Annotated in this window: 8 protein-coding genes and 1 tRNA gene; 4 read left to right on the top strand and 5 right to left on the bottom strand. The window is 63.1% G+C overall.

Annotation, left to right across the window (positions count from 1 at the left end; translation table 11 throughout):
• Nucleotides 1-12: 12 nt before the first annotated feature.
• Together AOT96_RS15290 and AOT96_RS15285 are read left to right on the top strand one after the other, a co-directional pair.
• Entirely contained in the window at nt 13-828 is an 816-nt protein-coding gene (locus tag AOT96_RS15290) for an ABC transporter (RefSeq protein WP_065351968.1), read from the top strand.
• Between the two features lie 478 nt (nt 829-1,306).
• Nucleotides 1,307-2,104 (top strand): GAF and ANTAR domain-containing protein, encoded by a 798-nt coding sequence (locus AOT96_RS15285; protein ID WP_003945473.1) that lies wholly within the window; start codon nt 1,307-1,309, stop codon nt 2,102-2,104.
• Between the two features lie 70 nt (nt 2,105-2,174).
• Here AOT96_RS15285 and AOT96_RS15280 read toward each other — a convergent pair.
• Nucleotides 2,175-2,246 (bottom strand) — tRNA-Thr (locus tag AOT96_RS15280).
• A 122-nt stretch (nt 2,247-2,368) separates the two neighbouring features.
• On the opposite strand from AOT96_RS15280, the gene AOT96_RS15275 reads away from it, so the two are divergent.
• Nucleotides 2,369-3,796: a threonine/serine ThrE exporter family protein gene (locus tag AOT96_RS15275; RefSeq protein WP_007734361.1), complete on the top strand. Its 1,428-nt coding sequence runs from the start codon at nt 2,369-2,371 to the stop codon at nt 3,794-3,796.
• 83 nt (nt 3,797-3,879) lie between these two features.
• Here the strand turns inward: AOT96_RS15275 and AOT96_RS15270 are convergent, their stop codons facing one another.
• The 4 genes from AOT96_RS15270 to AOT96_RS15255 form a co-directional block, all read right to left on the bottom strand.
• The gene (locus AOT96_RS15270; RefSeq protein ID WP_003945538.1) at nt 3,880-4,128 is read right to left on the bottom strand and encodes an MbtH family protein; all 249 of its coding nucleotides are present in this window, start codon (nt 4,126-4,128) and stop codon (nt 3,880-3,882) included.
• A complete protein-coding gene (locus AOT96_RS15265; RefSeq protein ID WP_042920410.1) occupies nt 4,125-5,471 on the bottom strand; it encodes a lysine N(6)-hydroxylase/L-ornithine N(5)-oxygenase family protein in 1,347 nt (448 codons plus the stop codon). Before AOT96_RS15265 ends, AOT96_RS15270 begins: the two co-directional genes overlap by 4 nt.
• Before the next feature lie 150 nt (nt 5,472-5,621).
• Nucleotides 5,622-22,331 carry a non-ribosomal peptide synthetase gene (locus AOT96_RS15260; RefSeq protein ID WP_065351967.1) on the bottom strand — a complete coding sequence of 5,570 codons (16,710 nt, stop codon included), beginning with the start codon at nt 22,329-22,331 and terminating at the stop codon, nt 5,622-5,624.
• Between the two features lie 85 nt (nt 22,332-22,416).
• On the bottom strand, nt 22,417-23,001 hold the full coding sequence (locus AOT96_RS15255) for a class I SAM-dependent methyltransferase (protein WP_065351966.1): 585 nt from the start codon (nt 22,999-23,001) through the stop codon (nt 22,417-22,419).
• Between the two features lie 143 nt (nt 23,002-23,144).
• Here AOT96_RS15255 and AOT96_RS15250 point away from each other — a divergent pair, with 143 nt between their 5' ends.
• Complete coding sequence (locus tag AOT96_RS15250; RefSeq protein ID WP_073512094.1) at nt 23,145-25,292, top strand: MMPL family transporter; 2,148 nt, start codon at nt 23,145-23,147, stop codon at nt 25,290-25,292.
• The last annotated feature ends 31 nt before the right edge of the window (nt 25,293-25,323 follow it).

Below are 25,323 nucleotides of genomic sequence, written 5' to 3'. Positions count from 1 at the left end.
TACAGTTAACGCATGAAACTGCTGGAGATGCTCACGCTTCCCCTACGCGCGGGCATTGCAGCCGCAGAGATCAGTTTGGGAATCGCCGAGCTGACGGTCACGACAGTTCGTATCGCCGTCGGTAATACCGGCGCGGTGACGGCGGGTGCTGCCGGCTTGGCAAGCCCCCGCGGACCCATGCAGATGATCCAGCAGTTGTCATCACTCACCGCTGACGATCGGCCCATCGGGCAGGCCTTGGCCCCCGGTGGGCCACTCGATCGACTTCTCTCTCCCGGCGGTCCGGTCGACAAACTGACTGCACCCGACGGCACTCTCGAACGACTACTCGCTCCCGGCGGACCACTCGAAAGACTTCTTGCCCCCGGCGGACCGCTGGATAGGGTGCTCGCCGAGAACGGCGCATTGGAACGCTTGCTCGCGCCGGACGGTCTCCTCGACCGAATGATGGCGGAGGACGGTCCGCTTGAACGCCTGACAGCGCAAGACGGTGCCGTCGAACGCCTGACTGCCAAGGACGGTGTCATCGATCGCGCACTGGCCGAGAACGGCATCCTCGAAACACTCCTGGCAGAGAACGGCGCCTTCGAACGGCTCATCGCCGAAGGCGGCCCGCTTGACCAGATCGTTGCACTGTCCGACACCTTGACTTCCCTCGCCCCCAACCTCGAGCGGATGAGCGCGAGCATCGAGATCCTTCAGGAAACCGTCGGAATCCTCAGCGCTGCAGTCGGTCCACTCGGAGAACTTGCCGGCAAACTTCCCAATCGGTGGCTCAAGAGCAAGAGCGACCGCCCAGGGCCGGACCTTCCGATCGAATCGGCATAACAAACGGTTACTCGCCGATTACGCGGTCAGTTGTTGATCACGATGTTGAGGTTGATGATGATTCCGCCGAAAGTCAGGATCGTGTTGGCCAAGCCAACGGTCATTCCACTGTTCAGAGCCGCGATCAGTCCGTTCATCGTCGTATCCCCTTCACTGTCTACGGGTTACGCGTACAAGATTGTGCGCTGGCGCTGACAATAGGCCAAGTTCGTGACCTGCGCGCCATTGCGGAGAAAACTTGTACCCCGGTCGCAGTTTCCACGTTAACTGTTGCAGGACAACATAATTCCAAGATCGGCGCACTACCCGCTAACGGCCGAATCAAACATCACGATTGGGCATACGCAGTCCACTTCACATAACCGTCCGCCCCATCAGACACTTGTCCACCGAAACAGAGTGCACAACAGTTAGTCCGGTGCAACAATGAGACGAATCGGACATGCCTGCGACGTGATGGGGAAGGGTGGTTGAGACAATGACGGCGCCGCGCATCGCCAGAGGACACCGCGGCCCTACCGGGGGCCGAAATTCCGCGTCGCAGGACAGCCTGGACGCCGCCTCGGACGCCCTGCAATCGCTGTACGCGCACCTCGATCCACATGCCCAGGCCGAGCAATTTCTCGAACAAGTCTGCAGGCATGCCGTCGATCTCATCGCCGACGCCGACATGGCCGGAATTACCATCGGCGGTTCGGACACGACATTCCGAACCGTAGCCGCCACCCACCAACTTGTTCGCACCGTCGACTCGATCCAATTCCGACTGGACTACGGACCGAGTGTGACGTCGTCACGCACGGGAACCGTTGTCCGCGCACATGCCAGCGAAGCCCACAGCCGGTGGCCTCAATTCGCAAGCGCGGCAAAGGCAGTCGGCGCCGTCAGCTTCTTGTCCATGCCACTGCCTGGCCGGGAACGCCCGCTCGGAACCCTCAATCTCTACAGCCACGACCTCCGAGGTTTCACCGGCGCCGACGTGGCATTGCTCCAACTGTTCGCCGTGACCTCGGCCTACGCGCTGCACAGCTCGCAGCGCCTCGACATCGCCAGAAAGCACGCAATGGACCTCGAGCGAGCACTCGAATCGCGAGGCGTCATCGAACAGGCCAAGGGCATCATCATGGGCACCCACCACGTCGACGCCGACCGAGCCTTCCGCATTCTCATCCAGGACTCGCAGCGCAGCAACGTCAAACTGCGAGTGATCGCCCAGCAGTACATCGACGGCGCGATCGACCCGCGCCAGGCTACGAACAAGCCCGAGACCAACTGAACCGGGCGCCTATCGGCACCTCAGCAAATACAGAGGCACCCACCACATTGGTGAGTGCCTCCTCTTTCGGAGCCTCCTGTCGGGATTGAACCGACGACCTTTCGCTTACAAGGCGAGTGCTCTACCACTGAGCTAAGGAGGCGAAGACCGACGCGTTGCCGCGACTGACTTTGCGGAGCCATCATATCCAAGCCGTCACGGTGGCCGCGCGCGGGTCACGTTAGATAGCGTGGGCCCCATGCGCAACTCCCACTCCGCCCCCTGATGGCGAAATTCACCGAAGTACTCACACGCCTGACGGGAAACCGGCAAGCCACCGTCGACACGGTCACGTCGGCTCCCGCACCGCTTCAACCGATCGACCTGACAGACGACGCCGTCGTCGCAGAGGTCCTGGACCTCGCGGTTCGGGTGGGCGAAGTCCTCCTCGCATCCGGAACCGCGGCCATGGACACCGCTGAGCAGGTGCAGTTCATCGCCGCCACGTACGGCCTTGCCCAGTGTGACGTCGACGTCACTTACAACTCGATTGTGCTCTCTGCCTATCGCGGCCCGACGCGACCGCCGGCGAGCACGATGCGCATCGTCCACTACCGCTCGATGGACTTCACGCGGCTGGCGGCCGTCGACCGTCTGACACGTCGTATCCGCCGTGAGGCGATCACACCGGACCAAGCGCACGACGCGCTCACAGCCATCACGACGGCGCCGCACCCGTACAACCGGTGGACCGCGACCATGGCCTGGGCGGCGATGGCGGCTTCGGTCTCCGTCCTGCTCGGCGGCGGGTTCCTCGTTGCCACAGTCGCGTTTCTGACGACGATGGTCATCGATCGAGTCAACCGCGTACTGAACCGGTTCGGGTTGCCGTTCTTCTTCCAGCAGGTTGTCGGTGGTCTCATCGCCGCTGCGCCTGCCGCCACGCTCTATACATTTCAGGACCAGCTGGGGATCAGTATCCGGCCGTCGTTGGTCATCGCGGCCGGAGTGGTCGTCCTGCTGTCCGGGCTGTCGTTGGTGGGCTCGGTCCAGGACGCGATCATGGGTGCACCCATTACAGCTGTCGCGCGATTCTTCGAAGTGGTGATGATGACGGGCGGCATCATCGCGGGCGTCGCAATCTCGTTGCGAATGACCGGGATGTTGGGTTCGACGCTTCCACCGATCAATGTGGAAGTCTCCACCATCACGCAGTTGCCGATCCTCATGCTCTCCGGTGCGTGTGCGTCGGTGTTCTACGCGCTCGCCTGCTACGCCGAGCGGCGTGCACTCACCGCGGCGTTCCTGGGCGGTGCGGCAGGCAGTGGTGTGTCGATCTTCGTGCAGACACTCGACGTCGGTCCCGTGATCGCCGCCGCAATCGCCGCAACCGTGGTCGGTCTTGCCGGTGGTCTGATGGCTCGCCGCGCACTGACGCCTCCGCTGGTTGTCGCGGTCGCAGGCATCACTCCGCTGCTCCCCGGTCTGTCGCTGTACCGAGGCCTGTACGCGCTGCTCAACGACCAGGTACTGATCGGGTTGACTGCCTTGCTGTCGGCGTTCGGTATCGGCTGTGCCCTGGCCGCGGGCGTCACGCTCGGCGAATGGGGAGCGCGCACGCTGCGTCGTCCACGGATTCTGATGCGCGTGGACTCGCTACGTCGCCCGATGGTCCGCAAGCGCAGGCGTCGAGTTCCCGTCACCGAGAAGTAGGCGTCGTTCAAGCAGAAAGAGCTGGGCACCTGACGGTGCCCAGCTCTTTTCTGTTCACTCGGGGGTTCCGAGCGGTGAGAGAATCAGCTCTCGACTGCGTGCTTTCCACCGGCAGCCTGATCGGCTTCCATGGCCTCACGCAGGCTCTTCGGACGCATGTCGGTCCAGTTGGCCTCGACGTATTCGAGGCACGCCTTGCGGCTGTCTTCACCGAACACCACTCGCCAGCCGGCGGGGACCTCGGAAAACGTGGGCCACAGCGAGTGCTGGTCCTCGTCGTTCACCAGCACGTAGAAGCGGCCGTCTTCGTCATCGAAAGGGTTAGTGCTCATCTCGCCTCACTCGTTACGTACGTGTCTTGTGCGCCCAGACTAGCAAGCGCACCAGTTCGGTTCTGGTGGCTCAGCACCGACGCCAGAATCTCCCCCGCCCGCACTGCCACGTTCGACAGCAGCGACGACGTCAATCCGTGAGTCTGTTCTGTCCCACCCTGCAGATAGATACCGCCTGTCACGTCCTCCGTTACAGCCAGTCGATAATCCCGACTGACGTTACGCGGAACGGACGAATCCGGCACGAGTTCACCCAACAAATCGTCCAGAGGTGCCGGGGTGAAACCCGTGGCCAGAATGAGTGCGTCGCACGCCAGCGTGTCGGTCAAGCCGTCGAGATTGCTACGGACAGCCAGTTCGATGCCGGATTCGGTCTCCACGGCACTCGTGATCTCCGAGGCCCGACGCATGAACAGTCGCCGCGGCCCACGAACCATCTCCTGATACTCGGTGGCATACAGCTTGTTGATCAGTTCGATGTCGACGACCGAGTAATTGGTACTGCGGTGCAGATCGAGCAGTCGGCGTCGTTCCGCGGCGTCTGCACCGTGCAGCTGATCGACGGCTTCGGGATCGAAGATGCGGTTCGCGTACGGGCTGTCGTCTGCCGGGCTGTAGCCGTAGCGGGCAAAAACACTGTGAACTTCGGCGTTCGGGTAGTTCGCGTGCAGGTAGTCCACGATCTCCGCGGCACTCTGGCCGGCGCCGAGAACGACGAACCGGTTGTGTACGGGCTCCGGCATTGCTTCGAGATGGAAGAGGAACTGGTGATTGTGGAAGCACCGCGACGAAGGCGTCGCCCACTCCGGGATCCGCTCTTTCAGTCCGGCTCCGACAACGATGTTGCGCGCGATCACCGTTTCACCGTCGGCGGTGCGAACCGCAAAGCGATCGACAACGCCGTCGGAGTTCTTGATGCCCTCGACCCCGTCGACGGTTGTACCGAACTGCACGTCCGCGTCGACTCGTCGAGCTGCCCAGCACAGGTAGTCGTTGAATTCGTGGCGCGTGGGGAAGAAGGTCTGGTGGTTGACGAAGTCGACCAGTCGACCCTGCTCGAACAGATACGAGAAGAAGCTGTATCCGCTCCGTGGATTCCGGAACGTCACCAGGTCCTTCGGAAACGCGATCTGCATGGTGGCACCGTCGAGCAGCATCCCGGGATGCCACGCGAACTGAGACTGCTTTTCGAAGAACCGCGCGTTCACCCGATCAACGGCCGCACAATTTGCATTGTGTTCTTCGACAGCAATGGCCAACGCGAGGTTGGCCGGACCGAACCCGACGCCGACGATGTCGACAATGGCAGGTTCGGCGCTGGAGTCTCTTGGTGATTCACTCATTACAGGTAGTCCATCCCCGACGGAACGACCTGGTACGGCCGCCAATCGATGTCCCGAAGTAAGTAGCAAAGGCTACCCTTAATGAGGTGAGGGTATCAACACTGTGAGCCCCCGTATAGCGGTCGACCCCACGGAGCGATGCGACGTATGTCATAGTTTCGCCCCCTCGCTCGCGTCATCCCCTTCGGCGGCAACTGCAGCCTCGATCACGTCGACCAACTGACCTGCCCATACGCGGACTGCACCCGCATCGACGCGGTCGGCACGGAACCCGAGAGTTGCAAAGACAGGCCCATCGCCCACCGGCTCGTAAAAACTCAACGTCACATCCGCATCGGGCACTCCCACCGGAATCGGTACGAGAGAACCGAAGTCGCCGAGCCCGTCCAAATCGGCCTGTTGATGATGGATCACCATCACCTGAGGCCTCATGGACGCCGGATTACCCAGCGCCTGCTCGACATACACATATGAGACGTCCTGATTGCTCAGCGCTTCCAGATTGTTTTCCCGGATGCGAGCCAGCAATTCTGCAAACGTCGGACTACCGGACGTATCCGTGCGCAGGAGAACAACATTGAAGAACGATCCGATCATCGGTTCGAGACGGGGATCCGACCTGCCCGCAACCAATGAACCGATGGGGAGATCAGTACCCGCGCCGGCCTTCGTGAGAACGCTGGCCAGTGCGGCCTGCAGGACCATGAACATGCTCGTGCCGGTGCGCGCAGCCAGCGCGTCGATTCCGGCGTGCAGACCCGCGTCGATGTCGACGGCGATCACGTCACCTCGAGGCTCCGAGTCACCTTCCGGCAACGGAAGATTCACACTGGTCGGTATTCCGTCGAGCGCATCCCGCCAATATGCAAGTTGCTTCGACGCTCGGCTGTCGACGTCTCGGGGGTCTCCCAACAGCTCCTCCGACCACACGGTGTAATCGGCGTACGTCAATGCAAGCTCGTCCCAAACCGGTTGATCTCCCTGCGACCGGGCTGCATAAGCAGAGACCAGATCTCCCAGCAGCGGCACTACGGACCACTCGTCGACGGCGATGTAGTGCATGACGAGAAGCAGTGTCCTAGAGCCGTCTTCACCGAGCACCAGATGAACCCGCAACGGTGATTGCTCACGCAGATCCATCGGAAGTTGAGCCAGTTCGAACACCACTCGACCCACATCGCCGGCGCCGACATCGACCACATCGACAGTCGGACGCACCGATTCTCTTGCCACGACGACGCCGTCGACCTCGACGAAGGTGGTCCGCAGGGGTTCGTGCCGCGAAGTCACATCGTCCAAGGCGTGCCCGAGAATCTCCGGATCGATCTTCGATTTCAGGGTCAGCGCCAGAGCGTGGCTTGCTTGCGGTTGCGCGCCGGACGCGCGGAACAACTCCCATTGACGACGTTGCGGCGCAGACAGACCCATCGTCTCGGGACGTTTCACCGCCGGCGCCAGGATCGGACGCCCACCTTCCGAACGCGCGACGACGGCCGCCAACTCCGCAACACTCGGCGCGTCGAATACGTCTCGAATACTGACGTCCACGCCGAACGCTTCACGAATGCGACCGACCAGTTTCATCGAAGCCATCGAATGGCCGCCGAGTTCGAAGAAACTGTCGTGGACTCCGACGCTCGGTAACTGCAGGATTTCCGCGAATGCAGCCGCAACCGTGGACTCCACTGCCGTGCGAGGAGCAACATCACCCGCCAGCTCCGACCAGTCCGGAGTGGGCAACGACTTGCGGTCGAGCTTTCCGTTGGGCGTCAACGGCAGCGGACCGTCAAGGGCGACAACCATGGTCGGAACCATGTAGTCGGGCAACGACAGTGCCGCGAGGTTCCGCACTGCCGTCGTGTCGACGACGACACCGGGTTCCGGTGACACGTAACCGACCAGGCGCGTGATTTCGCCCTGCCGATCCGCGACGACCGTTGCCTGCTTCACCGAAGGATGGGCACTGAGAGCTCCGATGATTTCGCCCAACTCGATTCGGAAACCGCGGATCTTGACCTGATCGTCGACGCGGCCGAGGAAGTCGATGTTCCCGTCAGTGCGCCACCGCGCGCGGTCCCCGGTGCGATACATGCGATCGCCCGCGGTGAAGGGATCGGCGATGAATCTCTGCGCCGTCAGATCGAATCGGCCCAGATAGCCTCTCGCCAGGCCGCGTCCCGCGATGTACAGCTCGCCGGATACTCCCGGCGGAACCGGACGCAGTTGATCGTCGAGCACGTACGCCTGTTCGTTGGGGTCAGGGATTCCGATGGGCACGGGACCGTTCCAACCGGGTTCTGCCTGCCACAGTGTGTTGTTCACCGTGGCTTCGGTGAGTCCGTACGCGGCAAGCAAATTCAGCCGCTCCGCCCATCGCCCGATCAGCTCCGGTGGCACCGTCTCGGTTCCGACCAACACGGTGCAGCCCTGCGGCACTTCACATCCTGCCGGCAGAGCGGCCAGCAACGAGGGAGGGATGATCGCGTGGGTGACACGATTGCTCGTCATGAAATCGGTCAGCGCCGGACCGGCAACTCGTGCATTCTGCGGCACGATCACCAGGGTGCTGCTCGTGCACAGTGCCATCGCCAGCTCGAATACCGCGACGTCGAAGCCGACCGAAGCGAACTGCATCACCACTGAACCCGGTACCAGTCGCATCCGAACCTCGGCTGTGGCAACAAGACTCGGAATACCGTCATGGGAGAGGACGGCTCCCTTCGGCTTGCCGGTCGATCCCGAGGTGTAGATGACATAGGCAGCGTGGCTGACGCCAACTGGTGGCCGGGGAGTTTCGACGATCACTGCCTCGTCCAGTTCCGCACGGATCAGCGGATCGTCCAGGAGGATTCGCTCGACGCCGACCACATCCTCGATCCGCGAGCTTTCCTCCGCAGTGGACAGAAGTACCGAGGCGCGGGAATCGGTGAGCATGTATGTGATTCGCTCGCTCGGGTGACTCAAATCCAGGGGTAGATACGCGGCCCCCAGCTTGAGCACGGCGAGGACCGACGCGACCATTTCCACCGAGCGCGGGACGGCAAGCCCCACCACGTCTTCGACCGACACTCCGCGGCGATACAGCACGCCGGCGATCCGATCACACTGCTCGGAGAGTTCGCGGTACGTGGCCTGCCCCGCCTCGTCGCGCACCGCAATCGCCTCGGGCGTAGCAACGACTCCACGCGCGAAAGCGTCGTAGAACGTCTCTTCCGGCACGTCGACGGCGGTGTCGTTGAACGAGGTGACAACTTGCTCGAGTTCGCCTGGCAAGAAGATGTCGATGTCGCCGATCTCGATGTCGGCCGATTCCACGACTGCCGCGATCACCGATTCCAATCGGTTCGAAATCCGCTGTGCTGTTTCGCGATCGAAGAGGTCGCTGCCGTATTCGAGTCGGACGTCGATGCAGCCTTCGTCGCCGAGGTACTCGGTGAAGTTGAACACCAGATCGAACTTGGCTGTGTACTCCTCGAGTTCGAACGGATCCCCTCCCATCTCCTCCCGGCTGTGATAGCCGACCATGACCTGGAACAGCGGATTACGTGCCAAAGTACGCGACGGATTGAGGCGCTCCACCACCGTTTCGAAGGGAACGTCAGCGTTGGCGAAGGCCTCGAGATCTCCCTCGCGAACGCGATCCACCAACTCCCGGAACGTCGGGTTGCCCGACGTATCCGTGCGCAGCACAATCGTATTGACGAAGAAGCCGACCAGTTCGTCGAGTCCCTGCTCACTACGTCCGGCGACGGGAGCGCCGAGGGGAAGGTCCTCACCCGCTCCGAGCGCAGTCAGCAACGCCGCCGACGCCGCGTGCAGGACCATGAACATCGAACTCCGGCTCTCGCGCGCCAGATCTCGCAGTGCGGCAGTTGTGTCCACACCCAACCGTGTCACCACTGCGCCACCGGAGAAACTCGGTCTGGCCGGTCGGCTCCGGTCGGTGGGAAGCAGCAGTTCTTCGGGGGCTCCGTCCAAACTCTTCGCCCAGAAGTCCAACTGCGTGCTCAGGATGCTCGACGGATCGTCGGCGCTGCCGAGTAATTCCCGTTGCCACAGGGTGTAATCCGCGTACTGAACCGGTAGCGGTTCGAAAATTGGATCTTCGCCCTGGATCCGAGAGGAGTAGGCCGACATCAGATCGCGCAGGAATGGCCGATCGGACCATTCGTCCGTAGTGATGTGATGCAGGACGATCACGACCACTACGGCACCGTCCACCTCGGCACCGTCCACCCGGATCAGACGTGCGCGGATCGGAATCTCGTCAGACAGGTCGAACGGACGACCCACTGCCACGGCAATTTCACCGGCGACACCGGATTCGTCTCGATGAACTGTCTCGACCGGAATCGTCGCCGATTCGAGAATTATCTGCTCCGGCGATCCGTCCACCAACCGGAACACCGTACGCAGGGATTCGTGTCGTTCCACGACGTCGCCGAGCGCCGCGGCGAAGACGTCCGCGTCCAGTGCGCCGTCCAAACGGAGCACGATCGGGAAATTGTAGGCCGCGGAGTTCTCCTCCATCTGTCCGATCAGCCACAATCGCTGTTGAGCGGCAGAAAGAGGAAGGTGGTCCGGCCGCGGCTTCGCTACCAGTACCGGTCGCGTCGCTCCCTGCTCGGCCACAATACGTTCCGCAAGTTCCGCCACCGTCGGCGCTTCGAAGAGATCACGCATGGTCAGACTGTTCGGAATGGCGATCCGAGCTCGACTGATCAGCTTGGTGGCCAGAAGCGAGTGCCCACCGAGGTCGAAGAAGTTGTCGTCGACCCCGATATCGCCCACATCGAGTACGTCGGAGAAGAGGTCGCAGAGGACCTCTTCCGTGTGGTTACGCGGTGCGATCGACTCCCCACTCCGCTCCCCCAGCACCGAATCAGCGGTGGGCAGTGCCTTGACGTCGAGCTTGCCGTTGACGGTCATCGGTAGCGTCTCCACCTCGATCACCACGGCCGGAACCATGTAGTCGGGCAGGAGAACTCGCGCCTGCGCGCGGTAGTCGTGCCCGGCGCCGAGTCGCACGGGCGTCACGTAGCCGACGAGCCTCTTGACTCCACCTGCCCCGACGTCGACCACCACTGCCGCTTGCCGCACATGTTCGTCGGATTCGAGAACGGAGACGATTTCGCTCGGCTCGATGCGGTGACCTCTGATCTTCACCTGATCGTCGGTGCGGCCGAGGAAGTCCAGGTTGCCGTCACCGCGTCGCCGCACGAGATCCCCGGTGCGGTACATACGTTCTCCGGTCCCAGCCGGATCTGCGACGAAGCGCTCGGACGTGAGCGCGAAGCGTCCGAGGTAGCCGCGAGCCAAACCGGCTCCGGCAATGTACAGTTCGCCGGCAACTCCATCGGGGACCGGACGCAGCCAGCCGTCGAGAATATGCGCGGCGGTGTTCCAGATCGGTTTGCCGACGGTCGGGGTGTCACTGTCGGACGTTCCGCCACCGAGCGTGTTGATCGTGTATTCCGTCGGACCGTAGAGGTTGTAGCCCACGGTTCCCTCGGTGTCGCGCAGCCTGTTCCACACCGAATCCGGAACGGCTTCACCGCCGAGCAGGACCAACGGCGGGCGGTGGTGTCCCACACCGTCGTCGAGAAGCCCGCTGTCGATCAGGTGCGTCGCGTAGGTCGGTGTCACGTTGACGACGTCGATGTCCAGTGCGTCGCAGTATGCAACGAGTGCCTCGGCATCACGACGCAGATCTTCGTCGCAAATGTGCACCTCGTGGCCTTCCACGAGCCACAGAAGTTCCTCCCACGACATGTCGAAGGCGAAGGACACGGTGTGCGCGATCCGCAGGCGCCGGCCCGCCGCGGCGATCACGGGTTCGAAAATCGCCTCGCGGTGGTTGAACTGCATGTTCGTCAAGCCGCGGTAACCGGTGACCACGCCCTTGGGCTTGCCGGTCGAACCGGAGGTGTAGATGACGTACGCGGGGTGGTCGAGTCGATGCGGTGCCCCCGGGGCGAATGCTCCGAGTTCCGACGCGGAGAGCGCCCGCGCCGAGATCGTCAGTCTCCTTGCTGCTGTATCGGGTTCGTCGATCACGATAGTGCGGACGTCGGCACCTTCGAACCTCCCTGAGGCCGAAACGGTTGTCAGCAACACGACAGGATCCGCGTCGTCGATCATCACGGCCAACCGTTCGGCCGGATGGTCGAGTTCGAGGGGTAGGTAGGCAGCACCCGTGCGCAATACCGCGAAGAGCGCGACGACCATGTCCACCGAACGTGGTAGGCCAAGAGCGACAATCTTTTCCGGGCCGGCGCCGCAATTGATCAGCAACCGCGCCATCCGGTTGATCTCGCCGTCGAGATCGGCGTAGGTCATCCGGCGCTTCCCGAACACGAGTGCCGTGTCGTTCGGTTGCGCCGACGCGACTTCTTCGAACAGGTCGGCAATGGTGCGCTCCGGCAACTCCCGGATCTGCGTCTGCTGCGCTACTGCGGGAACCGGAGACGCAACAACCGATCCCGCCATGTCCTGCGACCAACTCTGCAGCAGGTCGACGAAGTGACGCAGTAGGTCCTCGGCCCGGCGCGCGGTCACCAGATGCGGATGGAACTCGAACTTGACGTTGACGGTGGCACCCGGTGTGACCACGACGGTCAGCGGATAGTGCGTGTGATCGATACTGTCGCTTCCACTCACGTCGTGAGCGGCGTTGAGCGCGTGGACTTGCCTCTCGTCCACGAAGTTCTGCAAGACCATCAGCACGTCGAAGAGTTGACGATGCTCGGAAACACGCTGGATCGATGCCAAACCGAGGTAGTCGAAAGGCATCAGCGAAAGTCGATCCGCCTGTGTCCGACGAAGAAGTTCCTCGACGCTCTCGTTCGGATCCAGTTGCAGCCGAACGGGAACGGTGTTGAGGAACATTCCCACCACGGTGTCGATTCCCGGTACCTCCGGTGGCCGTCCGGCAACCGTGGAGCCGAAGACGACGTCCTGTCGACCGGTGGCCGACGCCAGCACGAGGGCCAGCGCTGCATTCAGTACCGTGTTGAACGTGACGCCGGACGCGGCAGCGCGCTCACGCAACGCACGCGAAAGCGTTTCCGACAGAACCGCATCGCGGCGATCCGGAAGCTGAACTTCGACGCCGGGCATCGGCTCGGCAACAAGCGTCGGCTCCTCGAGTCCTGCGAGCGCTCCGCGCCACCCCTCGTCGGCGGCTGCACCGTCGCGATCGGCCAACCAGGCGAGGTATGTCTCGAACGACCCCTCGGGTTCGCCGAATGCGCTGTCGTCGCCGCCGGTATCGTAAAGCGCCAGAAGCTGACTGACGACAAGGCCGTTGGACCAGCCGTCCCACAGCAGGAACTGCCTGTTGATCACCAGACGATCCTGGCCGCCGGGCAGATGCAGCACACTCATACGCCACAGCGGCGGCGCGGTCAGGTCGAATGGCGTCACTCGGTCTTGGGCGGCGACGGCCTCGGCACGCTCACGAGCAACCGAGTCGTCGAGTTCACGGAGATCGTGGACGACGACCGGAACATCGAGTCCAGCGCTGAAGAACTGCACCGGCTCGTTCAGCCCTTCGCTCACGAAACCCGCTCGCAACGTGGGATTTCGTCGTTGAAGTGTCCGGGCGGCCGCAGCCAACCTGTCGACATCGAGGGTGTGCCCGAAGTCCATCGAGAACTGTGCCGTGTAGATGTCCCCACCACTGCTGCTGTCGCTGCTGCCCGCGTAGCCGGCTTGGAAGTACAGGCCTTCCTGCAACGGTGAGAGTGGGAGGATGCTGCTGACACCTGCCGGACTCGCATCGGCTATCGCGTCGATCTCGGTCTGACTCAGGTCGAGCAACGTCACATCGGACGGGGTCAGAATGGGAGGCCCGGCGTGACGCGCGGCCGCAGCCGCCAGATCGCCGAGGGCCGAAACCCAGCCGTCGGAGAGTGACTGCGCGTCCTCCTCGGACAAATCTTCACTTGCCCAGGCAAACTCGGCGCGGAGCCCCGAATCCACGCTGACGACATTCACGATCAGTCGGTACGGGCCTCCCATGTCTGCGTCGGGATCGGTGGACAAGGCTTCGGATTCCGCTGCCAAGGACCATGCTGTCGATCCTGCTGTCGTCGTACGTCCGAGATAGTTGAACAGGATCTGAGATTCGGAGCGCCCCGCCAATGTCGATGCCGTGCGGGCATTCACGTATCGCAGCATCCCGTAGCCGATACCGCCGTCCGGAGCCGCCCGCAGGCTCTCCTTCACCTCGCGTAGCGTGTCCACCGGGTCGATTCCGCCGTGCAGTCGCATCGGGGCAATCGTGGTGAACCAGCCGACTGTTCGTGACAGATCGATGCCCGCCACCAACTCCTCGCGGCCGTGCCGTTCGAGATCGACCAGCAATTCGTGCTCACTGCGGCCGGTGGAGCGGCGCCAGCGATCGACGGACATCGTCAGCGCTGCCAACAGAACATCCGTTCCCTCGGCACCCACCATTGCCGCAACCGATCCAAGTGCTGCCTCGGAGATTGCTCCGTCCACCGTGACCGTGCGCCTCGAGCCTCCGGATACGACGGCATCGCCCGCGGCGTCGGGGATCAACTGCGCGCCCGGAGCGGTCACGGTCAGCCAGTGATCGAGTTCGGCGAATCGATGAGCACTGTATGCGTGTTCGGCCACCGTACGGGAGAAGGTACGCAGCGAAGTTCCGACGGCATCCAGTGCGGCGGGCTCTCCGGCTTCGACTGCCACCCAGGCCATCGCGAGATCCTCGAGCACGGTTCCCCAGGAAACCCCGTCCACGACCAGGTGGTGCGCGACTATCGCGAGTCGGCCCAGACTCTCAGCGCCGCAATCGAACCAGACCACCGAGACCATCCGCCCTGCAGACGGATCCAATCGACTGGTCGCAGTTTCAGAGTGCTCAGTGACGAGTCTTCGCAACTCGGAGTCATCCAGTCCCCGAGCATCAACGCGTTCGACCAGGTTCGCTGCCCGGACACTACCGGGTTCCTCGATCCGCGCCGACCACATCCCGCGGTCATGTCGGATCAAGGTTTGGCGAAGTCCGTCGTGGTGATCGAGCACGGCCTGCAATGCACTGGTGATCGAACCGAGAGATGTTGCCGGAGAGTGGATCAGAACTGCCTGGTTGAAGCGGTCGGTACCACCCGTCCATTCGGACAAGCGGTGAACCACCGGCAGCGGAACCAGCTCACCCACGCCGATGTCGGCCGTGACGGTGGCATCCGAGGTGGCGACATCACCCACCGCTGCAGCGATCGCAGCGGGAGTGCGCAATTCGAAGATCTGACGCGGGGTCAGCACTACCGAATCACGACGAGCCAGGTTGACCAGTCGGATCGCCAGGATACTGTCGCCGCCGAGAGTGAAGAAATCGTCGCGCACCCCGACACGGGGCAGTCCGAGAACCGTCGCGAAATGCCCGGCGAGGAGGTCTGCAACGCCCGAGGAAACCACTCCCGTCAAGTCGCCCACCTGTGCCGCAAAATCCGGTGCAGGTAGTGCTTTTCGGTCGAGCTTGCCACTCGGGCTCAGCGGCAGCGACTCGAGCCGCACGAAGGCACTTGGCACCATGAACTCCGGTAGCACTGACAACAACTGAGCTCGAACCGCAACATCATCAGCATCTCCGACCAGGTAGGCGACCACCTGTGCGCGGTTGCTCGGACCGTCGGTTCGGACGATCACGGCACTTGCCGTGACTCCGGGGCACAGCGCCAATTGCGCTTCGATTTCGCCGAGTTCGATTCGGAATCCACGAACCTTCACCTGCTCGTCGGCACGGCCGAGGTACTCGAGAACGCCGTCGGCATTCCACCGCACGATGTCACCGGTCCGGTACATCCGCGAGCCGCCGTCGCTGTACGGATTCGCCACGAATCGTTCGGAGGTCAATCCCCCACGTCCGTGGTAACCACGCGCCAGTTGTGGCCCTGCCAGATAGAGCTCACCGGTGGCACCGGCCGGGACGTTCTGCAGGTAGGGATCGAGAACCAACAGGCCGGTGTTGGCGGCAGGTGCGCCGATCGGGACGCTGACGGCGTCTGCCGGAGTTTCCTGCACCGACGGCTGCCAACTGACGTCGACGGCGGCCTCGGTGGGGCCGTAGAGGTTGTCCACCAGAGTATTCGGCAGGATCTCGGAGACCTTGCGTGCAACGTGAACGGGCAGTGCCTCACCGCTGCAGTTGACGATCTCGAGCGAAGAGCACAGTGCTGCTTTCGGCTCCGCGAGAAACACGTCGAGCATCGACGGAACAAAATGCACTCGGGTCACGGAATGTTCGACGATGACGTCGGCCAGATAGCCAGGGTCCTTGTGCCCGTCCGGCTCGGCCATCACGAGAGTTGCCCCCACCAGGAACGGCCAGAAGAATTCGGGAACGGAGACGTCGAAGCTCGACGGGGTCTTCTGCAGCATCCGGTCGGAGACGTCCATCGGACGTATCTGCTGTGCCCAGAGCAATCGGTTGACCACACCCTCGTGGTTGACCACAACGCCTTTGGGGCGACCGGTCGAACCCGAAGTGTAGATCATGTACGCGGCATCCGCGGGCGATCCTGGGACACTCAGCGGATCGGCGGGGAACTGCGCCGACTCCGATACCGTCACCCGCGGAACCGAACCCGAATCGAGTGAAGAGTCTTCCGACACCACGACGCACACAGGATCGGCGTCACCCAGCATGTACGTCAGCCGCTCCGCCGGGTAGCCGGTGTCGAGGGGAACGTATGCTCCCCCGGCCTTTCCGATGCCGAGAATCGCGACCATCAGATCAGGAGAGCGAGGCAAGGCAACCGCTACCAACGATTCGCGTCCGACGCCACGTTCGCGCAGCAGATGCGCAAAACGATCAGCGCGAGAGTGAAGTTCGGCGTAGGTCAACGACTCTTCACGGAAGATCACTGCGGTGGCTTCGGGCGTACGCCCGGCTTGATCCTTCAGCAGCTCGGTCAGCGTTGCGCGCGGCCGATCCAAGGCCGTGCCGACGCTCCCCGGCTGTGCGGGTGCCAGCGCGATCCGGCCGATGACCTGATCGAGATCGCGCGAGAGCTCGGTGAGTACGACTGCGAGAGTTTCGGCCAGCGACGCAGCGGCGTCGCCGTCCACCTGAGCAGCGTCGTACTTGAGCTCCAACGCCAATCGATCGCCGGGGACGACGATCAGGGTCAACGGGTAGGCCGGTCGCTCGTCGAATCGAATTCCCGTCAGTCGCACCGAGTTCGTCGGATCAGCGATTGCCGTGTCACCGAGTGGATAGTTCTCGAACACGACCAGTGATTCGAAGTTCTGCTCCAGTCCGCCGGTCCGCCGCAGTTCCGGTAGCCCCAGGTACTGATGGTCGAGTAGTTCCGATTGTTCCCTCTGCCAACGAGAAAGTGCTTGCGCGGCTGTCTCTGCCGGATCGAACCGCAACCGAGCCGGCACGGTGTTGATGAACAAGCCCACCATGGACTCGATGCCGGGCAGGTCTCCACCGCGTCCCGATACGGTCGATCCGAACAGCACGTCTGTTCGGCCGGTCATTCGGCCGAGCACCAGCCCCCAGGCGCCGTGCACGAGCGTGCTCAGCGTCAGGCCATGGGAGCGTCCGTTGATCGCCAGTGCGCGAGTATCATTGTCGGACAGCTCGACTCGGGTGGCACAGACTCCGCTGCTGCCCGCGCTCGGCGCGGGAAGTTCGACCGCGGGCCCGGGAGAGTTCAGCGCTTCCCTCCACACCGCTGCCGAGGCCTCGTGATCGTGGCGGGCCAACCATTCGAGATAGCTGCGGTACGGCGCCGGAGTCGGGAGCACCACGCCGGAGTCGCCAACGCTGTACGACGCCATCAACTCTCGCAGCATCACCGGAACCGACCATCCGTCTGCGACCGCATGATGAATCGACTGCAGCAGAAGGTACTTCTCCGAAGAGGCACGGACAAGCGTGTAACGGACGAGCGACGGTTGCGCCAGGTCGAACCCGCGCGCGCGGTCGGCGGAAAGCAGTTCATCGACATCGGCGCCGGCCACCTCGACTACCGCCATCTCCACGACAGCGCTCGGGTGCACCACCTGCACGACCCGGCCGTCACCCAGGACCGAGAATCCGGTGCGCAGCGCCTCATGCCGATCGACGACGGATTGCAGCGCGCGGTGCAACGCCGCACTGTCCACGGCTCCGGTCAGTTCCACAACCTGTTGCACGACATACTGATCCGCCCCCGGATCGGCAAACGCCGAATGGAAGTAGATCCCTTCCTGCAGCGGAGTGAGTGGGAGAATCTCTTCAGCCTTCGGCAACCCGTCCACGTCTGCCTGAGCGAGCGCCACCAGAGGGTAGTCCGAGGGTGTGGCTCCGCCGAAGGCTGCGAGCCCGGACACGGCCTCGAGCGAGTCCAGCCACAGCCGCGCAAACCTGTCGATGTCGCTACGCAGGAAGATGTTCGACGCCCAGGTCAGGGTGGCTCGCAGGCGTGGTCCACCGGCGGCGTCCTCGGCTACGACGTCGACAGACAACGCGTGACCCATCGGCATGGACGGATCGGCAGCACCGTCCATCGACACCGGGAACCAGTCCCCCTCCGCTGCGGCAGTGCGTCCCAGATAGTTGAGCACCACCTCCGGCGCTGCGAAACTACGCAACTGATCCGAGCCGCCGAGGTATCGCAATGCTCCGTACCCGAAGCCGGCGTTCGGGACCCGTCGAAGTTGCTCCTTGACGCTCTTGAGAACCCCCGCCAACTCGCCGCTCGCGTCGAGATCCGGAGCGGCTGTGCCGATCTCGAGCGCCACCGGGAACACTGTGGTGAACCATCCGACGGTACGAGTCAGGTCGACGTGCGCATCGCCGTCACCGCGAACGATGTCCTCGTCGCGTCCGTGCCCCTCCAGATCGATCGTCACCGATCCGGCACCGCTCCAACGGGTCAGCGCCACGGCAAGTGCGGTGACCAGCACTTCGCTCACATCGGCTCCGAACGCCCGTGGGACACTGCCCAACAGCTGATCTGCAAGTTCTGGAGGTAGGGTGATCGACCGCGCCGCAGCGGTGCGCGCGAGGTCAACTGCCGGGTCGAGTGCCCGACGGCCGAGAGATGCCCGTTGTGCGGACGTCACCGAGTCCCAGAACTCGATTTCCGAGTCCAGTCGCCCGGCTCCGACCGCCTCCGAGACGAGTTCGGCGTACCTTCGCACCGACGTGCCGACCGGAGCGAGTGCGGGTTCGTCGCCATTCATCGCTGCGATGCCGGCGCGCGCGAGGTCCTCGAGGATGATGCGCCACGAGACGCCGTCGACCACCGCGTGGTGGATGACCAGCAACAGCCGTCCGGGACCGGTCACAGGGCGGAACAGAACAGCGCTGACCATCGTGCAGTCGGCTGGATTCAGACGGCCGACAGCTCGCTCGGTCTCGGCGACGATCAACGGTCCGCATTCTTCGAGCGGTGCCGGTGTTGCACGGGTCTCGAAGACCACAGCCACTTCGTTTGTCTCCGGGACGAGCAGTCTTCCTTCGGGCGTCAACGTCGCACGAAGTGCATCGTGGCGCGCCACCAGGGCGTCGAGCGCCGCCTGGACATGCTCGGACGTCAAGGCTGACGGCGTCTGAATCAGCGCTCGCTGGTGGAAGGTTCGTACTGCGTCCGACACTCCGAGAACCCTGGCGGCAATCGGCGTCGTGGCTACGTGGCCGATCGGTTGGTCCGCGTGGTCGACGATCTCAGCCACTCGGGAGGACTGGGCACGCGCCATAGCCTCGGCGGTGCGCAGTTGGAACACCTCGCGAGGACTGATCGACAAACCGGCAGCACGAGCCGCGGTCACGAGTGAGATCGCGACGATGCTGTCGCCGCCCAGTGCAAAGAAGTCGTCGGTAACGCCGACCGAATCGAGGCCGACTGCCGACGCGATCAACGTGCAGAACTGTTGTTCGACTTCGTTTCTCGCAGCGACATGTGCACTCAGTTCGGCGAGATCGGGCTCGGGTAGCGCGCGACGGTCGAGTTTGCCGTTTGCCGTGAGCGGAAACTTGTCGAGGACGGTGACGGTGGTCGGGACCATGTAGTCGGGCAGCTTGCTCGCAGCCCACTCGCGAAGCTCACGTGAGTCGATCGCGAGGTTCGTCCCCGACGCTGCGCTCACGTAGGCGGCGAGATACTTTGCACCTGTTGGTGCTTGGCGCACCAGAACTGCCACGTGACGCACTGCGGGGTGCGAAATCACGGCGGCTTCGACATCCTCGAGTTCCAGGCGCATGCCGCGGATCTTCACCTGATTGTCCGTGCGTCCGAGGAAGTCGAGGGTGCCGTCGGCGGTCCATCTGGCCAAGTCACCGGTGCGATACATGCGGGATCCGGCCAGATCACCTGAGACGAAGGGATCCGCGACAAAACGAGATGCGGTCAGTGCCGAAGCACCCACGTATCCGCGTCCCAGCAGGAAGCCCGCGGCGTAGAGTTCGCCGCCGGTGCCGATCGGAACCGGCTGCAGGTCGCCGTCCAACACGTACAGACGAGTGTTGGGGTTCGGGCGACCGATGGATGTGGCGATTCGTTCCGCGTCCTCGCGGTAGATCACATGGGAGACACCGATGGTCGCTTCGGCCGGGCCGTAGCCGTGATACAGCGTCGTGGACAGTTGGGCACGGAACCGGTCGAAGAGTTCAGGCGTGAGAACCTCACCGCCGCACCACACGTGCTTCAACGAATCGAGCTGATCGGTCCCGTTCGCCAGATCCAGAAGGATGTCGAGCATCGACGAGACCAGGTAGACGAAAGTGACCGATTCTCCGGCGATCAGGTCGAGCAGGTATTGCGGGTCGCGTTCCCCCTCGGGCTTCGCGATCACCAATCGACCGCCGGAGACGAGTGGGAGCAGGATCTCGTTGATCGAGATGTCGAACGAGAGTGGGGCTTTGAACAGTGAGGCATCGCCGGACCCGAACCCGAGAATCCGCTCCCGCTGCCACAGCAACCTTGCGCAGATTGCCTCGTGGCGGATCATGGCGCCCTTCGGACGTCCGGTCGAACCGGACGTGAAGATGACGTATGCGAGTTGGGCACCGTGACTACGAATGTCGGAGGTCATTGTCTCGGACAGGTCCGAGGGCCCGTCCTCGTACGCCCACGCGGAGAGATCGACCGGAACGGAGTCGTCTACACCGTCCGAGGTGAGCACCAGTGTGGCGCCCGCGTCGGCAAGTACCGATTCGCGGCGTTCGGCAGGCCATGACGGATCCAGCGGCACGAAGGCACCACCGGCACACATGACGGCCAACAACCCCACCACCATCTCGGCGGATCTCGGAAGGCCGATCGCCACAACGGTTTCGGGTGCGACACCGCGCGAGATCAAATGCGCGGCGAGCTGCGATACCCGACTTTCGAGCTCGCCGTAGGTCAGCCGGATATCGCCGTCGACCACGGCGACGGCGCCCCGATCGGCAGAGAAGCTGCTGCGCAACAAATCCGGCACCGTCGTCACGGGTTGCGGTTCTGCGGTGTCGTTCCACCCGTGGAGCACGAGTTCACGCTCCGCGAGCGACATGGGGTCGAGTGCCGAGATCGGAAGCTGCGGCTCGGCTACGAATCGATCGAGGAACTGTTCGATTCTCGCGGTGTGATCGGCCAACTCCCTGTCGAATCCGGCCGGGGCGCGGACGTCGATCTCGATCGGCTCCCCGTCCTGACCACCGCGCACACTCAGATCCAGGTCACTGACTCGACCGGTTACCGAATTACGCACGCGCACCGGGCATCCGCCGAAGGTGAGTGTGTGTTCGAACATCATCGAGTTGATGCCGGGGCCGAAGACCTGACGGTCGGGATCGATCGCCCGAATGTCGCGAGCAAGATCCTCACCTCGGTACCGCCCGTGCTTGAGAATCGAGACCAGGGCGGTGTCGAGACGAGTTGCCAACTGGCCGATGCTTTCCGAGCGTTCTACCCGAATACTCAGCGGCAAAATCGTCGACGCCATCGAAGGAGTGCGACGCATGTCGCGCCCCACCCGAGCGGCCATCGGTACCGAGACGACAACGTCGTGCTGTCCCGTGGTTCGTGCGATGTACGCGATCAGCGCAGCCATGGGGAGACGAGTTCGTCGAATCCCGGCGTCGGCCGCATAGCGATAGAGCTGTGCCGCGCGATCAGCGTCGAGCGTGAGCATCGCTGAGATCGGCGGCAGCGAATCATCCACCTGCCCATGCAGAATCCGCGTCGCTTCCGGTCCGGATTCAACGCGCTCGGCCCAGTACTGACGGTCGGTCTGGAATCGCGGAGAGTTCCGGTAATCCAGATCGGCTGCAACCACGGCGTCGAGTGACCACTGCGGCGCGGCAGTCCCGAGATTCGGATCGTCGTATCGCTCGGCGACGTCGGCGACGATGAGCGAGATGCCGTACCCGTCGATCACGCTGTGGTGATAGCGCTGATACCAGATGACTCGGTCGTCAGCGGTCAGCAGAAGCACCTGGCGGAACAGCAGATCGTCCGGACCGAAGACCCGAGCCATGTCGGTGTCCATCCACGACTGCGCAGTCGAATCGGGATCCGCCTCGGCCCGAAGGTCGAGAATTTCCACGTCCCAGCGCGCATCCGGAATCGGCACCTGGATCAGCTGGTTGTCGGCATCGACCTCGAAGTGCACGAACAGCGCTTCGACGCGTCCGACGCTGGCCTCGATCGCCGCTGCCGCGCGCTCGATGTCGATCGTGCCGTCGACCTCGACGACAAGTCCGATGTTGTAGACCGGACTGCTCGGATCGACGTTCTGAGCAACCCACACCTCACGCTGAGCGGCCGTCGCCGGGAGCGCTGCGTCCAGATCGGCACCGCCCGATACCGCCGGGTGAGCTACCTGAGAGTGGTCAGACATCAAGAATCCGATCATCGTCGTTCATGCTCATCGAACGACGAACACCCTCGCAAGTTTAGGGTAGGCTACCCAGGAACGTGAAGGTGCGCTCCCGCCCTGGTCAGACCTGTTCCCACGGACCGAATTCGAGCAAAACGTCAATTGCCGTCTTACCGTCCTGCGGCCGAACGACATGTTCGAGGGCATAGACCCTCGATCCCTCCGCAGCGCGAGCGAGATCGGAAATACCGGGCAGAATGGTCGGTTCGGGTGGACCGCCCACACCACGATGGAAGTTCTCGATGGAATGCCCCAAATAGAGGACCCGTCCGCCGGGCGTCAGCCACTCCCCGACGCGCTTCAAGGTTGCGGCCAGATGGTCGACCTTGAGGTGAAGAAAGCTGACCAACACCAGGTCGACCAGCCCTTCCGGCTGCCACTCGGTCGCGTCGCCGACCTGCCAGTCGACAGCCTTGTCCCCGTCACTCGCCCGTGCCAGATCGATCGCCACCGACGAGTAGTCGACCGCAGTCACCGACCAACCTTGCCCAGCCATCCACCGCGCGTGACGGCCGTCGCCGCAGGCCAGATCGATCGCGGTGCCTGGTCTCAGATCGGAAATTCTTGTTGCGACGGTTCCCGCCGGGTCGACTCCCCATGGCTCCGTCACCGCTCGGTATCGCTCGTCCCAGTCGCGTGCGTCCATGATTGCTCTCCCATATCCGTTTCACCGTTTCAGATCGGACGGTGCCCCCAGCAGCATAGAGAACCCTCGAATGTGACAGATCGATACCCCTGGGGGTATACAGGTGACGGACAGGAATACCCCCACCCGTATCAGGAGTGAAGATGTCAGCGACCAGAACAGTCACCGCGGACCCACCCACCCGAGCCGACGGCATACTTGCGCGTCTCGGTCGATCGATGGCGACTCACACCCGCCTCGTCGTCGGCGTCTGGTTGATCGCGTTGATCGCACTCGGCGCCGCAGCACCCAGCGTCTTCACCTCTCTGGCCGGCGCGGGTTGGCAGGCAAACGGATCCGAATCCGTGCAAGTTCGCGAGTTGGCCGAGCAGCATTTCGGTGGAAATTCCTCCGCCGCAGTACAGGTGGTCGTTCACTCGGATTCTCTACCCATCACGGATCCGTCGATGCAGCAAACCCTGGCCGCGGCAACGGAAATCTTTTCCGCGGACCCTCGCTTCGGCGAAGTGATCGCCCCGCAGCCCGGTATGACCATCAGCCCGGACGGACATACCGGCATCATGGTCGCGGGCGCCAACGCGAGTACCGACGAGATGGTCAGCGCGGTAGACGAACTCGGCAAGAAGCTCACGGGCTTGTCCACCGACACGATCGAGGTGTACCCGACGGGTGCGTCGGCGTTGTGGAGCGATTTCAACAAGGCCAATCACGAAGCCATGATCAAAGCCGAAATGATGTCGTGGCCCGTCACTCTCGCGATCATGGTGTTGGCCTTCGGCTCCCTGGTTGCCGCGGGTCTACCACTACTGCTGACGCTTGCGGGCCTGGTCGCTTCGGCGGGCGGGCTTGTAATCCTCAACGAGATCACGCCGATTTCCGTGTGGGCCATGAACTTCGCGATGATGTTCGCTCTCGCGCTGGGCATCGACTACGCACTCTTCCTCGTCGCCAGGTTCCGGGATGCATTGCGAGCCGATCCGGATCCAAGGGCCGCCGTGGCTCAAACCATGGACACCGCCGGCAAGGCTGTGGTCCTTTCCGGCCTCACAGTTCTGGTCAGTTTGTCTGCGGTTCTCATCGTTCCAGCCCCGGCCGTACGCACGATGGCTGTCGGAATCATGCTCGCTGTGATCTTCGTTCTCGCCGCAACACTCACCCTGTTGCCTGCCGTGCTCGGCAGGATCGGCGCGAAGGTCAACGGCGGTTCTCTACCGTATGCAAAGCGCCAGCAGCACCGCTCCCCGATGTTCGCAGGTTGGGCATCATTGCTGCACAAGCACCCGTGGCCATTCGGCTTCGGCGCCTTACTCATCCTGATCGCACTCGTTGTTCCGGTCTTCGGACTGAAGGTGGCAATGCCCTCCATCGCCGTGGTTCCCGAGGACGCCCCGGTTCGCCAGGGCTATGAACTGGTGCAGCAGCAATTCGGGGACGGCGCCCCGGGGATGTTGCAGATCGTCACGTCCGCCGACGATGCAGCCGACACCTCACGTATTGCCATGAGCGTTGACGGCGTGGCCATGGTCACCCCAGCGCAACAAGCTGCCGACGGGTCCGATCTTGTTATGCTGCAAGCAGTTCCCACCGTCGACCCGTCAGATCCTGCGATGGAAACCATCCTTGCCGACCTTCGGTCGCAACTGCCGGAATCGGCGCTCGTCGGCGGCGCTCCGGCCGAAAATCTCGACCTTCAGCAGGCACTCGACGACTACCTTCCCATCGTCGTGGTCGTGATTCTGACGCTCGGATTCCTGTTGCTGCTGATCGCCCTCCAGGCGCCTTTGATCGCCTTGATCGGCACGCTGGTCAGCCTGCTGTCCACTGGGGCCGCATTCGGAATCGCGAAGCTGATCTTCCAGGACGGTCACGGAGCAGGCCTACTCGGCTTCACCCCCCAGGGTTTCCTCAACGGGTGGGGTCCGGTCTTCTTCTTCGCCATGATCTTTGCGATCGCGATGGACTACACCGTATTCCTGCTTTCGAGTGCCAAGGAGCACTACGAACGCACAGGCGACCCCGCGATCGCACACATCGACGGCCTCGCGCATTCGGGTCGGGTCATTGCGGCGGCAGCAGCGGTGATGGTTGCGGTCTTCTTCACTTTTGCGCTCGCAGATCCCTTGCCACCCAAGGAAATGGGCATCATTCTCGGCGTAGCTGTCCTCCTGGACGCAGTGCTCGTCCGCTTGGTGCTGCTGCCCGTTCTCCTACGCCTCACCGGCCGGGCAGCCTGGTGGGCGCCGGCATGGCTGCGTCGCGTCCTGCCGAACATCAGCTTCTCGCATGGCTGATCGTGTACCCGACATCACTGTCCTACTGATA

The organism is Rhodococcus sp. 008 (genome assembly GCF_001682295.1).
Classification (GTDB): Bacteria; Actinomycetota; Actinomycetes; order Mycobacteriales; family Mycobacteriaceae; genus Rhodococcus_F; species Rhodococcus_F qingshengii.
This window is presented reverse-complemented; position numbering and strand designations above follow the sequence as displayed.